Here is a 14,078-nt window from a genome sequence, read left to right as displayed (position 1 = left end):
CGGAGCGGTCAAACGCCGCGGAACTGCGGCTGCCGGCGCGCGCCGAAGGCATCCAGCCCTTCGCTGAAATCGGCGCTGGCGCATGCCTGCCGCCGCAGCTCGGCGATCTGCTCCATGGCTTGCACCGGCAGCGGCTGCATGTCTTCCATGATGCGCAGCTGCTCCTTTACCGCGCGCACCGCCAGCGGCGCCTTGGCGGCGATGCCGCGCGCCATCTCCAGCGCTTCCGCCTCCAGCCCGCCGCTCTCGGCGAGGCGGTTGACGACGCCGAACTGGACGGCGCGCTCGGCCGTCAACGGCAGCGCGCAAAAGAACATCTCCTTGAGTACATGGATCGGCAGGTTGTGGAAGAAACGCAGCAGGCCGCTGGTGGTGTAGGGCAAGCCGATATTCGCCGGCGTCATGGAGAAACGCGCGCTGCGGTCGGCCACTACCAGGTCGCAGCTCATCACAAGGTCTACCGCGCCGCCCCACACCGAACCTGACACCATCGCGATCACCACGCCCGGATAGGAACGTATCGCGCGCAATACACGTTCCAGCGGCTTGCCGTAAGCGATCGGATCGCGGTCATGCGCCAGTTCGCCCAGGTCGTGGCCGGCGCTCCATACTTCCTGGCCGATGCCGCTGCCGAGCAGCAGTACCGGCAGGCGCTGTTCGGCCAGTTCTGCCAGGCGTTGTTCCAGCGCCTCCAGCAGATCGGCGCTGAGTGCGTGGCGGCGCGCCGGATTGCTGAACACGACATGGCCGATCCGCTCTTCGATGATGCGGCTGGTGACTGTGGCGACGTTGTCTGGCTGATTCATTGCATTACCTCCATTTCTGCCGCCACGGACGCTGCCTCTTGGTACGCAGCCTTGGAGGCCAGCAGCGCTTCAATCGCAGCCGAATCAAATCCGGCTTCACGCAAAACTTCCTCCGTGTGCTGGCCAAGGCCTGGCGGTGCGCGGCGGCTGCCCGCGGAGTCCGCATCGGCGCCATAGCTGGTCACTGGCGTCGCTACCTGCCGCAGCTCGCCCAGAGTTGGATGCTGCGTGCTTTGCACCAGGCGGCAATGCAAGACCTGCGGATCGGCGAACACTTCGGCCAGGGTATTGATCGGCCCTGCCGGCAAGCCTGCGGCGACGAAACGCTCGCTCCATTCGCGCTTGCTGCGCGTCTTCAAACGCGCTTCCAGCAACGCCTTCAACTCGTCGCGATGGGCAACCCGCAATTCGTTGCTGGCGAAGCGCGGATCGTCCGGCAGCGCCGGCAGTTCCAGCAGCTGGCACAGGCGCAGCCACATGTCGGCCGTGATCGGCGCCAGGTTCAGCGGACCGTCCGCGGTCTCGAAAACGCCGTAAGGTGCGATCACAGAATGGGCATTGCCGGTGCGCTGCGGGATTTCCCCCAGACTCAGATAGCGCTGGCCATGCACGCTCAGCAAGCCGACCAGGCTGGCCAGCAGCGAACTGCCGACATGCTGGCCGCGTCCGGTGCGCTGGCGTTCCAGCAGCGCCGCCAGGATCGCCATCGCCAGCCACATGCCGGAACTCATGTCGCCGATGGCGGTGCCGGTGCGGGTCGGATCGCCGTCGGCGAAGCCGGTCAGGCTCATCATGCCGGAGTAGCCCTGGGCAATCTGGTCGAAACCGGGCCAGCCGCTGAGCGGGCCGTCGGCGCCGAAGGCATTGATGCTGCCCATCACCAGGCGCGGGTTGCGTGCGCTCAGCACGGCGTAGCCGAGCCCCATGGCGTCCATCGTGCCTGGCTTGAAATTTTCGATGACGACATCGGCGCCGTCGATCAGCCGCCGCAGCGCCGCCATTCCCTGTGGATTGCGCAGGTCGAGGCAGATGCCGCGCTTGTTGGCGTTGCAGGATAGATAGTAAGTGCTGACGCCACGGTCGAACGGTCCCCAGCCACGGCTCATGTCGCCGCCCGGTCCTGCTTCCACCTTGATCACGTCGGCGCCCATGTCGGCCAGCGCCATCGAGCAGAACGGCCCTGACAGCGCGCGGCTGAGGTCGACGATCTTGATACCTTGCAGTGCTTGCATCTGTTTCTCCAGTCAATTGGTGGCGGCTATTGCGGCAGCTGCTGGTCGCGGGTTTCTACCGCAAACGGCAGGATCAGCAGGCCGATCACGAAAGCTGCTGCGGTCCAGGCTACCGGCAGCCCGAGCGAGCCCTGCCAATGGATCGCCGCCGCCAACAGGAAGTTGACGCCGGCGCCGAGGAAGCGGCCGATGGACGCGTTGAAAGCAAACGCGGTGGCCCGTATGCGGGTTGGATACTGCTCCGGCAGCCAGAGCGAAAAGATCGCAAAATTGCCGCCGAAAAAACCCAGGAACAGCAAGGACACCATGAACAGCTTGAGGCCGTCCGCCAGGTAAAACACCCAACCGAAAGCGAACACGATGGAGAGCGCCATGCCGGCGAAATAGATGCCTAGCGCCGCGCGGCGGCCAAGCCGTTCGGCCAGCCAGGGCGCCGCCAGGCAGCCGAGTATGGTAGCGAACGACAGGATCGCCGCGCCGATAGAAGCCAGGTGCACGGCGCCAACATGATCGACGCCGGCGCGCGTCGCCAGCGTCACCACCGCGCTGGCTTCATACACCGAGCCGGCCCACAAGCCGATCACCGCGACGCCGACCAGCGAAGCGCTGGTGATGGTGCGGCGGCGGAAGGCCGGCGCAAACAATTCGCGGAAAGAACTGCGCACCACGGTGGCGCTGGCGGCCAGCTTGTTATGCGCATCCTTGCGCCACTGGCCCGGTTCCTTCACCCGCAGCACCGTGAAGATCGCCAGCAAGGCCGGCGCCAGGCCGCACAGGAACATGGCGCGCCAGCCGTAGGTGGCGCCGATCGTGTAGTTGAGCCAGGCAGCGATGAAAAAGCCGACGTAGTAGCCGGTCTGCAGATAGCCGGCGCCCATCTTGCGCCGGTCCTCCGGCCAGCTTTCCGCCACATAAGTGCCAGCCAGCGCCCACTCGCCGCCGACGCCGATACCAGCGATCAGGCGGAACGCTGCCAGCTCCCAGACATTATGGGAAAAGGCGGCGGCGCCGGTAAATACCGAGTAGATCAGGATGCTGGCGGCGAGCGTCTTGACACGCCCGAAACGGTCGGCCAGCGGTCCCCAGATGAAGGACAAACCCCAGCCGATCAGAAACAGCGCGAACAGGATGGAACCGTACATGCCGAGATTGCCGGGAGTGGCGGCAATGCCCGAGGCTGGCAGCAGCTCAGTCAGCGCCGGAATCAGCACCAGCGCATAGATCACCGAGTCGACGCCGTCCAGCACCCATCCTGAATACACTGCCCAGAAGCCGCCGATCTGCTCGCGGCTGAGAGGCGTGCGCCGCGGCTTGACGCCAGGCGCGGTTAATCCGATTGCCTTGTCCATGCTTGTCTCCTTGTCGGCCTGTGGCGGCCTGTGGTGCGGCTACGGCAGGTCACCGCGCTCGCTGGTTTTGTGGGACAAGTATAGAAAAACGGTCGATAATTTAAAAATATGTTATTCCGCTTGCTTCATAAGCTTAACGTATAGGATAGGACGACAAGATCAACACGCTGAAGGAGCGGGACATGGATTTGCGGCAATTACGGTATTTCGTCAAAGTGGTTGAATGCGGCAACGTCACGCACGCCAGCGAAGCGCTGCATATCGCCCAGCCAGCGGTCAGCCAACAGATGCGCAACCTGGAGCGCGACCTCGGCATGCAGCTGCTGGAGCGCAGCGTGCACGGGGTGGCTCCGACCGCCGCCGGCCTCACCCTGTACCGCCATGCGCTGGAGCTGCTGCGGCAAGCCGATGGCACGCGCGAACTGCTGCGTCAGGACGCTGAATTTCCGCAGGGGAAAGTATCGGTGGGCATGCCGTCCAGCACCTCGCGGGTGCTGGCGATTCCGCTGGCGCGCCTGGTGCGCGAGCGCTTTCCCGGTATCGTGCTGGAACTGATCGAGGCCCCCAGCGCCGACCTCAGCGGCCTGATCGGCGGCGGCCGGGTGGAACTGGCGGTAGTGGCAGACGCCGTCGAAACTCGCGGCGTGGCGGCACAACGGCTGATCAGTGAAGCCTTGCACCTGATCGCCTGGCCGGATTTCCCGCTGCCGTCCAAGCCAATAAAACTGGCCCAGCTGGCGCGCATGCCGCTGATACTGCCGAGCGCACCGAACTCGATCCGCAGCCGTGTCGACTGGGCCTTGAGCGAAGCCGGCCTGGCGTCGGAAGTACGCTTCGAGGCGAGTTCCACGGCGTTGCTGTTCGCCGCCGTCATCGCCCGCCTTGGCGTCACCATCCTGCCATGGTCAGCCGCCCATGTCGAACTGGACGAGCACAAGCTCAAGCTGGCCGCGGTCGATCACCGGCTGTTTTCGCGCGAGCTGTCGCTGTGCTGGCATGACACCGAATTGCTCAGCAACGCCGTGCACAAGGTCAAGGCCATCATTGTGGAATTGTTTGAGGTATTGGGGCAGCGGCGCGAGTGGCTGGCGAAAAAAAGCGGCGCTTGAGTCCGCCCGCTAGTCTCGGCTAGACTGTCCACTTCTGCATTTTCTGCAATGATGGAACATCATCAGGAACCGGCAGTAGCAAGCAACATCTGGACTGCCCCCCTACGACTGGATCAGGGTTTCATCATTTTGATGGGATTTGGAGCAAGCTGGGGGAGTTACAGTAAATTCGGCATGGAAAAGCGCTTTTTCTTCTTCTTGGTATCCAGCTTCTTTTTCAGGTCACGCCCAATACGCTGGCATTCCGGGCACCAGGATCCATTCCTGATATGTTCCGGCTTGGCCTCCCATATGTGGCCCTCAATACATTGCCAGTTAAGCGGAGATTTAAGATTGATATAGGTGTCCGATAGGCAAAGGCCGCCTCGCATCTGGGCGATTTCTTGCATTTCTGAAATTCCGGCACGCACTTTTTCGAGATAGCATTCATGACACCAATGTCCGCGCTGAACATGTACGGGTTTTGCTTGCCAGGTATGGCCTTTGGCACACTGCCAGGTCAAACACGTCACATTGTTCTTGTACACCTCAGAAAGACAGTGTCCGCCACGCTGCCGTGCCAATTCCTGCATCTTCTCGATGCCTAATCGCTTGCGGTCAAAACCGCATATAGGGCACCAGCGAGTAGTGACCGTTGCCGGCTTCGCCAGCCAAATATGGCCGACCGCACACTGCCATTGCAGATGGGTGACAGCATCGATATAGATCGGAGACAAACAATAACCACCTTTGGCGGCGGCCAGCGCGTGCATCGCCTCGATGTTGCCGCGCATACTGTCGTAATAACACTGTTGACACCAGTTGCCGGCACGTATCTGCGATGCCGTAGCCTGCCAAGTGTGGTTATGCGCGCAGCGCCAACGCAATTTTTCTAGGTAAGAGCCGGTGCGCTTTGACAGTAATTCTGCGCCTTTTTGTTGCGCCAAGTCCTGTAGTTCTTCCAGGCTTTGGCGCTGACTGCCACGATAACAAATTGAACACCAAGTACCGCGCTTTACGCTATTGGGCGTAGCGCGCCACCGATGTAATTGTGCGCATTGCCATTGAAGTGGCGTGTCAATATTGAGGTAACTATCCGACAGGCATAGGCCGCCGCGCTCTCGGGCAATCGCCTGCATTTCTTCAAGCGTCAATCGTCGCTGATTGTTTTGCGCCTCTAGTCCTGGATATGTTATTTTTTTAATGCTGGTCATTGAGAGGTATTCAGAAACGATTTTAACGTTGCTAGTTAGTCGTCCTATCAGTCCTATCAGACTTGACCTGGCAAAATCATCATCGCTGCTGTTTGCCGAGCATCTGCCACGCTGACAACTAATGTCGCCTGTTCGGTTGTCGTCGCCATCTCGGCAGCTAACGCGATATGGATAAGATCCGACGCCGCACCAAAGGACCCCGCAAACGCCATAGGCGCGGTCCGTTGCGATAAGGGATCAAGCCCGGGTAATGTCTTTCCTAAAGCATCTATCACTTCACTTGTACGTGCAAAACGATGATCGGTATCGCTAATCACGTTACCGATTTCGCCGGCCGCCATTTTGGACATTGTCATTGCCTCGGCGATGCAGGACGCCAATGTGTGGGAATCTACGTTACCTTTCGCTGTACGATCCGAGACGCGCAGACCACGTTGCGCAGGGCCAGGCTTGCAAAGTCCAGACATATGTGAGTGTGCAGCAAATGCCGCATCTACCAACAACAGGCCTGCTGCCCCTTCCGCCGGGACAAAGCCGTCAGTTATCTTGCTGGAAAATACTTGATTCAAAGCCAGCGGTAGAAGTAATTCGTCGGGATTCACCAGGCTATCAGCCGTCAGCAGCAAAACGTATGGCATTTTTTTGCTACTCATATGCTGCTGCAATGCATTCATTGCGCCATAAGCGTTTTCTGATGCAGCAGACAAAACATGTAAATCATAGTCAATAGTGCGCCAGTGCGAATGCGTCCAGGCCATAGAAAAATGGAGACGTGTTTCATTATCCAACGGGAGCGCCTCCGGGACCAGCCAATAGACCGTCGCCGGTGCGTTGCTAGAACGTGTTAACTCTGCTTGCTGCTCAAACAGGGTATTGAGCACGGTCACCAGCATTGCGGTAATACGCTTAACACGAGAACGGGTCTCGACCGGATAGTCGAGTATTTCCAGAGGTAAATTCTCAATCGTCGCCGTCTGGACTGGGTGGCCTTCGATGTTGCGTATCACGCTGTCGGGGCGGAAGATTTTTTCTTGTTCCTGACTACTTGTCACCGTCGCACCGGCATCACCGAATGGCGTCACCACACCCCACGCCGCGATCTGCGCCATCTCTACAGGTGCAGCGACGATAACCGCGGGTGGCGATTGCGCAGGCGCTATGCTCGGCGTGGCTACGGCAGGGACAAGCGCTTGCAGAGCTACCCTGCTCAACACGCATAGCATCAGCGGTGGTAACAATGTGATCGCCATAACGGACTGCGTACCAGTCATGCCAACTGTGCCGAGATAGTGGAACAGACCGTCCAGTGGAAGGAATCGCAACAGCAATATCCAGAGGACGGTCAGCAACAAAAATGTGATTAGCCACGTGACGCCGCGCACGGCAATGCTGGGAGAGACGAAGAGTGCTGTCAATTTCAAAATATTACCCTTGCGAAGCGGTCGGCATGCTGGAAATCAAGGCGCAGCCGCAAGCGCTGTGATGCCCGTGTAATGCCACTTGACGGCCGTCGATGGTAAACGTCGGTGAGCCTTCGATAATGGGATTGGTACCATGCCCAGATTGCGGACATGTCACCATATCCCCCACCCGTGCAATGCCTAGACCGTGAATAAGATGGATTGGCGACGCACTGATGACGACGCCGCCATGCGTGGTTTTATCGCCCAGGCGGATAATGGAAAGCGCCATTAGCTAAGCCCCTTTCTGTTGAATATCAACCACATCAAAATCCTAAGAGGCTCTTGGTAGATTTCCAGCCATCTTCAACTACCTTCATACCCGCGTCGACTTTATTGCCCACAGCATCCGATACTTGTTTGGCACCCTGGCTAGCTTGCGTCGCCATATCGGATACGCCTTTTTTCGCCGAATCGTAGACTTGGCCGGCCTCGTTTGAAAGCTTCGTCGCGCCTTGCTGGATTTCTTGTCCTACCTCGGATGCTTTTTTCTGGGTAGCGTCCGCCAGATCCGATGCTTTCTTCTGCACAGTATTGATTGACGAGACAATCATTTTTTGACCGGCATCCACAGTCGAAATCACTACCTGCTTGCTGGTGTTGTACACCTCAACGGCATATTTTTCTCCGGCCTGCACAGTATCGACCGTAAATTTTTCACCCACTTTATAAGTCTGAGTCGCAATCAGTTTTCCTGCCTGATAGGTTTCTACAACGACGCCTTCAGCACTGTTGTAAATCTTGATGACACCGTTCTTGGCCGCTTCCACATTCTGATCCAGCCATTGCACGCCCTTTGCCAATATGTTAATGCTCGATTCAGTCATACCACGCGGACGAAAATAACTGAACGGCTCAACGCCATACATAAATCCGCTCTTTGAATCGTGTATATAGTTTTTTACCAATCCTAGTATCGCATCGCTGGCGGTACTGTCCCAGGCCTGCAAACGCCAAGGGTCTACGGTAACCGTTTGCCCATACACAGTTCCGGAAAATTGCAAGATCTGTGGCAACGATGCCTGATCCAGCAACAAGCGGGTAGTTGACATACGGCTGCGCAGAGCTTTGACTTCACGCTCCATACTGGCATGCCCAACGAGCGTATGCCCGATGTCGGTGGCGTGATCTGGCGTTTTAATTCCTTTTCGTGCCAGTGTGCCGTATGCTGAATACAGCGCTTTCATATGCGTAGCGACAGCTTGCTCAGCTGTGCCGCTTGGGGATACTGCACCCATGTAATCTTTATATGCCTTCTCAGTCTCGGGTTCGACTTTAAAACGTTCAGAAAAAAGGAATTTGAATTTCTCAATTTTTTCTATATCACGGTATGACAACATGCGAACTCCGACTTTTACGGCCTCACTCATCATGTCGCGCAACGGAATGCGAGCATAATTGTTAGGACGATCTTGATCGACTAGCTCATAACCACCGCCAACATCCGAATGCACACCAGGATAGATGGTTTCCGTCCAGTTCGGCATCAGTTTCCCATGTTGACGAATTAAATCCGATGGAAAAGAAAAGCGCAATTCGTGCGCTGCCACATAATGGACACAACGTTCTACTTGCCCTGGCACCTTCAGATTCTTTTCTGTGAACAGACCATCCATATTGCCAGCGGGAACACCAAACGACGCCACGGTATCGAACAGCCCCATAAAGTGGATACGGAGGGGATAACTCTGGTAAGTCAGTTGCCCGTCTTTGTCCGTTTTACAGTCCTTTAAAAAATCATTACAAAATGCCCGCCCTAATGCAGCTCCACGAGAAAACCCAAAAATCGAGAGGTTAATCATTTTGATTAAACGATGCCCGGCTAATGCTTTGCTGACATCCGCAAAACTCTGGTTTTGGCCTTTTTCGGCATAGGCTTTGGTCGTGGCATCCAGTTTTTTTGCATTGCTCAGCAACACTCTGCGAAGCGTCTCATTCACGTTGTTATGCCCATACTCAGTGCGGCGCGTCCCGCCTGCACCGAAACCACTTCCGCCAATATTGTCTTGCCCTGTTTTCCATATTTCATCAAGCCAGCCGGTCGCCTTGCCATTAAATGGTGTGCCGACACCAGAAACATAAATAGGATAAATCGTGTTAGAGGCATCAGCAGCGAGTGCGGCGGAACGCCACATTCGTGCCGGATTGCTCCATTTTTTTGGCCCTTCGTCGACTTCCTTGTTGTTACCCGTACCATCGAAAAACATGCTTATGTCCACAATGTCAGAGCAATCCTGCTTCGCCGTTGGTGGATCTGCCGGAACGTCGCGGCTTCGAGCGATAACACCTTGTAATTGTTCTTGATCACCGGCCATAGAGATGTTTCTCCTTATAAATTTTTTCGCCTTTAGATGTTGGCTCCGGAAAATTTACAGAGCTAACTAATTCAGCAGTGCCATCAGAATAAATATGGACACCCAAATATTGGCTATTGGCAGAAATTTGATCAGCAGTGAGGCTCAACGAATTTTTAATCTGAAATGTTTTCCCGGAACCCGCATCGCGCCATGTTAGCGTCTGCGGTCCGAGAGGGATTGTAACGGCTGTCATAACAGCCCTTCCTCCGCCATATGAATTGGCTACCCCAATGTCGATTTTGTTCAAATACACATCAAAAATGGCGATATCCAAATAACTAAACAACACAACATCCAAAACAACTTCTTTTTTCATGAAAATATTTCCTATGAAATTGCTCTTCCCACAAGCGACGAGCGGAACAAAGACTCCAGCGGCAACTAGGTTCGTAAGCAATTTGCGGCGAACATTAAATTTCATCATTAATTCCAATTTGCAGTACTGAGCATGTGATATTCGAAAGTGGTAATCGCTATCGTACATAGCAGCGGCAGCGCATTCAATAAACCAGCGCGCCAATACCCTGTCTCACCTTTTTGATCCATCTGACGTTTGAATTTATACCAACCAAAAATTGAAAGGAGCACGCCGATGGGAGCGAAGAAAATGGGTATGGCTAACCACATCCCGGTTATCGATAAGATACAAAGGCAAATAGCGACGAAATGCTGCGCTATATAATTTTTGCCAAATGCTCTCGACAATAACCAGGCAACCAGCAGCGGGGTGCCGAAAATCAAAAGTAGCATGAGCAACGGCTCCAGCCAGTGATCCACCACCTCATTTTTTGCGCTGGCAATCAGGAGAGAAATAACTACTACCGATAGCAATACCCAGATCAGCATTTTTTTACTTGGTCGCCATTTCATGGGAATTGCTCCAATGCTTCCGGCAAACTGATCTGCCCGACCTTGACTTTTTCCAGCAACTCCTCAATAACGCTGTTTTGCTACAACTGGCTACCGTAAATCAATCCCGCACAGATATATCTGGTGATGTCCTGCATGCCGCGCAGGTTGAGCTTGCGCGCTTCCAGCAAATAGTGTTCGACACGCATATACCGCTCACCTTCTGGAATGTCGATCAGCAGCTCCGGCTGGGTTTCCTTGATGTATCCGAGCAGATGATCAGGCACACTGGCTTCGATCAGCATATTAAGCTGAACTTGAGTCGGCTTGAGTGGCAACTGCACCTGATCGGTATCGGGCTGAGGAACATCCTCACGTATTTGATGCAGATTACCGCTGCGATCCCAGTACCACCATACGTTGATTTTCGTTAGCAGTTTGCTGCATTGGCGCGCCGATAGTACCGGACCCGGCACGTGCAGGGTGTGGTCATCTTTCTGGCCGACCAACGTGCCCAAGACGGCTGGGTCCCAGAATGCAAAATACATTTCGTCCCCGTCCGGTAGAACGATTTCCGTGAACTGCACCAGGTGCGCATGCAGCGGTGCAAACTCTTGCGGACTGGCGATGATGGTGAGGCTGGCCGGATTTGAAGCAGCACTACGAAAAAGCAACAACCAGGCTTCGGCATCTTCCGCGACAGGCGGCAATATCACCAAATGGGGTGCGGCCTTGCTCAGTTCCGGTCCTTGCGCATCGGCCAATAAACATTGGCTTTGCGCTCTTGGCGTTATTTTATGCAACCTGTCGAGCAGTCGGGCATCCTGTGCCGAATCGACAATGGCATAAAGGTATAGCTCTGGCAGTTGAGGAAGCGCTTGCCATTGCTGCAGAAATTCCGGCAGCGCCATTATTGCACTCCTTTGCTGATGAGCGAGGAACGGCTCATGGCGCGTTTCATCAGGCATTCAAGACATATACTCTTGGGAAGTGTCGGCATCGGGAACGGTAGGGTTTTTGGTCCAGTCAGATTGAAGTCACCTTGATGGATAACCCGCTGGCCGCTGGTCAAATCGGTGATGCCGGACTCATTGATCTTGATCGCGGAACCGCCGGCTCCGATCGTGATTTCCTTCTTGGCCCAGATCTCGATATTGTCGGTGGTGGAAATCAGTCGCAACACCTTCTCGGCAATGATGTCCAGGCTGTCGCTCTGCGACTGAATTTCGACCTTGCCTTTGGCCGCGAACAGCTTGATGCCGCCGTTATACACAAACAAGCTGAGCTTTTCCCTGATACTAGCGACCAGACTCTTGCCGACCGCCAGGTTGGTATCCATCCCGGAAGACAGCGTGATGTTCTCCCCGCTGTGGATGTGCGTACTCTTCGGTGTAGTCAGGCCGATGCCGGCAGGAGAGGCTGCCAGCAAAACCGGCTCCTTGAAGCGATTGGCCTGCTGCTGACCATCGCCCTCGTATTTGTCTTGCGTCGCCTCAGTGAATGTCTTCAGCGACTCTTGGCCGTCCAGCGCTTCGGCGTTAGCCTTGCTGCTTGTGTCCGACAGCGATTTCGTGAGATCCTGGCCTGCTGCCAGCTGCTGGTGCGCTTCTCGCACATCCAGCTGCGAACCTTGTGCGCCAGGGCGGCCAAAGGTGCTGATATACAGACCCTTGTTGGTGGTGATGGCGCCGTAGGCGTCGGAATTGAGCGCAAAGCCTGAACCGTAGAAGGCCTGGCGGGTATTGCCCTGTTGCCCGACCAGGTAGCCGAGGTTCAGCTGAGCATTGGTATTGCTGCTGTAGAGCTGGACCCGGTTCTGGTTGGTGTTATCGTCCATCACCAGCTGCGTAAATCCGCTGCCCTTGTATTCCTTGGATTTATAGCCGGACAGCTTGCCGTCCGTGTGCCAATCCGGCGTCTGCTCGCTGTTGTAGACCCGCCCCGTCACCAACGGGCGGTCCGGATCGCCGCCCAGGAAGGTGATCACCACTTCCTGCTTGATGCGCGGCACATTGAGGGCGCCATAGCCTTGCCCGGCATTCGGATAGCTGACGCGCACCCAGCATGAGGCCTTCTCGTCGCCCTGGTTCAAGCGGTTCCAGGGGAACCTGACTTTGACGCGGTTGAGGGAGTCGGTATAAATCTCTTCACTCTCCGGCCCTACCACCGTGGCGATCTGCGCATGCATCTCCGGCTTGCGATGTTCCAGCGGGCTGCGGTATTCGACCGTGCGCCGCTGCACTTCGATGCTGTTGACGCAATAGCCGCTTTGTTCGTTCGTGCTCTTGTCGCTGGCGGCGGTCTGCTGCTTGGCCTCGGCAAGCTGCTGTTCCAGGCTGCCGGGAAAGTGATTGACGGTGGTCGACAACGGCAGATTGTTCTCGATATACCAGTGCAGACCGATGATGATGAACTGCCGATCTTCATCAGAGTCGCGGTCATGATCTGTATGGTCGGCCAGACTGAACCAGCGGCCGACGCCGGCAGCCAAGCGGGAAACGCTGGACCAGGCGAAATAGCGCTTCGCTTGCGACTCCCACGCTTCGACCTTGATCTTGGCCAGCTTGTCGCCGCGATCCCGTTCCAGATAAGTATAGTTGCCGGTGTATTCGTAGACTTCCAGCTGGTTCGGCACGGCGCCATGGCCATCCAGGGTGTAGGTGTTGGTGGCCTTGTTGTTGCTGGGGGATTTGTAATCGTAGGTGACGGTCGACAGCTGCCGGCTGAGCAGCTTGCGCTGGCCGCCCCAGCGCGTGATCTTGTCGATTTCGTCGTTGCTGCCGGCGCGATGGAAATGGATCTCTTGTGGCGCCAGCGGCTTCAGCTGCCGCACCGAGTCGGTGATCACCAGCGTGTGGGCACTGCCGTCTTCCTTCTGTTCGTGATAGCTGTACCAGCCCTCTTCTTCCATCAGGCGCATCACGAAATTCCAGTCGCTCTCGTATTGTGTGCAATAGGAGCGCGACGGCGCAGGCTTCGTCAGATCAAAACGGAAATTGCCACGTGCCTGGGTATGCTGGCCGAAGACATCGCTGATGATGTCTTCGGCCGTCTTGTCTTGCCAGATACGGGCATCTTGCCGGTATTGGAGAAAATGCAGCCAGGAAGAAAACGCCAGCTGATAAACCGTGAACTGACCATCGTGGCCGAGCATGCCGGCCTGGTGCACATAGCCGTGCATCGGTAGATAACTGCGCTTGTCTACTTGCTGCACCCACAACGTGACCGGCTGGGCGATCAGTTGCTTGAGTTCGATGTCGCTCTGCAGGGACAGGACATCCAGGGTGTAGGTATAACCACGGCCCAGGCGGTCGTGGGCAACTACGCGATGCGGGAGAAGGATGTCGGCGCCGAGTGGCGTGTCAAGTTTAAGCAAACGACCTTGCTGCTTGACCCCAAGCAGCGCCTGTACATTTTCCATTCATGGCTCCAGCGATTTGTATTTCATGTAACTTATTTTGCCACAGTAAATTGTTGCTCCCAAGTTAACTGCTCAAAAAAGCGTCATTTTTAAGGCATTTCACTATAGTTCACATTTATTGCTTAATTAAAATATTTCGACTTGTGCCAGGAAATGGTGAAAAGCACACGATTTTCACTTTTTTGCGTGTTGAGAATCGCTTCACAAAAAAATATTTAGCCCCGCGTAAATGCGGGGCTAAATATTGGGAGATTTCGCTTATTTTCGGAACGTAAGCCGGCTGAATAGCCACGTCAGATATA

The 14,078-nt window shown here is 56.0% G+C and carries 12 protein-coding genes; 1 reads left to right on the top strand and 11 read right to left on the bottom strand.

Annotated features, from left to right (window positions below; all coding sequences use genetic code 11):
* Nucleotides 1-8: 8 nt before the first annotated feature.
* Genes scpB through CPter91_RS01430 form a run of 3 tightly spaced genes read right to left on the bottom strand, consistent with a single transcriptional unit; the run spans nucleotide 9 to nucleotide 3,387 of the window.
* Complete coding sequence (gene scpB / locus CPter91_RS01440; protein WP_061936015.1) at nucleotides 9-806, bottom strand: methylmalonyl-CoA decarboxylase; 798 nt, start codon at nucleotides 804-806, stop codon at nucleotides 9-11.
* Nucleotides 803-2,038, bottom strand: a complete 1,236-nt coding sequence (locus tag CPter91_RS01435; RefSeq protein ID WP_061936012.1) for a CaiB/BaiF CoA transferase family protein — start codon at nucleotides 2,036-2,038, stop codon at nucleotides 803-805. Before CPter91_RS01435 ends, scpB begins: the two co-directional genes overlap by 4 nt.
* A gap of 26 nt (nucleotides 2,039-2,064) precedes the next feature.
* Complete coding sequence (locus tag CPter91_RS01430; protein ID WP_061936009.1) at nucleotides 2,065-3,387, bottom strand: MFS transporter; 1,323 nt, start codon at nucleotides 3,385-3,387, stop codon at nucleotides 2,065-2,067.
* A gap of 182 nt (nucleotides 3,388-3,569) precedes the next feature.
* On the opposite strand from CPter91_RS01430, the gene CPter91_RS01425 reads away from it, so the two are divergent.
* Complete coding sequence (locus CPter91_RS01425; protein WP_061936007.1) at nucleotides 3,570-4,496, top strand: LysR substrate-binding domain-containing protein; 927 nt, start codon at nucleotides 3,570-3,572, stop codon at nucleotides 4,494-4,496.
* A 158-nt stretch (nucleotides 4,497-4,654) separates the two neighbouring features.
* On the opposite strand, the gene CPter91_RS26365 is transcribed toward CPter91_RS01425, so the two are convergent.
* From CPter91_RS26365 to CPter91_RS01390, 8 genes are all read right to left on the bottom strand, one after another.
* Nucleotides 4,655-5,689 carry a hypothetical protein gene (locus CPter91_RS26365; RefSeq protein WP_150119603.1) on the bottom strand — a complete coding sequence of 345 codons (1,035 nt, stop codon included), beginning with the start codon at nucleotides 5,687-5,689 and terminating at the stop codon, nucleotides 4,655-4,657.
* A gap of 56 nt (nucleotides 5,690-5,745) precedes the next feature.
* Nucleotides 5,746-7,110: a hypothetical protein gene (locus tag CPter91_RS01415; RefSeq protein ID WP_061936001.1), complete on the bottom strand. Its 1,365-nt coding sequence runs from the start codon at nucleotides 7,108-7,110 to the stop codon at nucleotides 5,746-5,748.
* Nucleotides 7,111-7,114: 4 nt separating this feature from the next.
* Nucleotides 7,115-7,381 carry a PAAR domain-containing protein gene (locus CPter91_RS25505; protein WP_082792536.1) on the bottom strand — a complete coding sequence of 89 codons (267 nt, stop codon included), beginning with the start codon at nucleotides 7,379-7,381 and terminating at the stop codon, nucleotides 7,115-7,117.
* Between the two features lie 34 nt (nucleotides 7,382-7,415).
* A complete protein-coding gene (locus CPter91_RS01410) occupies nucleotides 7,416-9,464 on the bottom strand; it encodes a phospholipase effector Tle1 domain-containing protein (RefSeq protein ID WP_061935998.1) in 2,049 nt (682 codons plus the stop codon).
* On the bottom strand, nucleotides 9,454-9,822 hold the full coding sequence (locus CPter91_RS01405; protein ID WP_150119602.1) for a hypothetical protein: 369 nt from the start codon (nucleotides 9,820-9,822) through the stop codon (nucleotides 9,454-9,456). The genes CPter91_RS01410 and CPter91_RS01405 overlap by 11 nt, the downstream gene beginning before the upstream one ends.
* A 107-nt stretch (nucleotides 9,823-9,929) precedes the next feature.
* Nucleotides 9,930-10,376, bottom strand: coding sequence for a hypothetical protein (locus tag CPter91_RS01400; RefSeq protein ID WP_150119601.1), 447 nt, complete (start codon nucleotides 10,374-10,376; stop codon nucleotides 9,930-9,932).
* A gap of 80 nt (nucleotides 10,377-10,456) precedes the next feature.
* The gene (locus CPter91_RS01395; protein WP_061935989.1) at nucleotides 10,457-11,266 is read right to left on the bottom strand and encodes a DUF4123 domain-containing protein; all 810 of its coding nucleotides are present in this window, start codon (nucleotides 11,264-11,266) and stop codon (nucleotides 10,457-10,459) included.
* Nucleotides 11,266-13,776 (bottom strand): type VI secretion system Vgr family protein, encoded by a 2,511-nt coding sequence (locus CPter91_RS01390; RefSeq protein WP_061935986.1) that lies wholly within the window; start codon nucleotides 13,774-13,776, stop codon nucleotides 11,266-11,268. The genes CPter91_RS01395 and CPter91_RS01390 overlap by 1 nt, the downstream gene beginning before the upstream one ends.
* Nucleotides 13,777-14,078: the final 302 nt, after the last annotated feature.

It is taken from the genome of Collimonas pratensis (assembly GCF_001584185.1).
GTDB lineage: Bacteria > Pseudomonadota > Gammaproteobacteria > Burkholderiales > Burkholderiaceae_D > Collimonas > Collimonas pratensis.
This window is presented reverse-complemented; position numbering and strand designations above follow the sequence as displayed.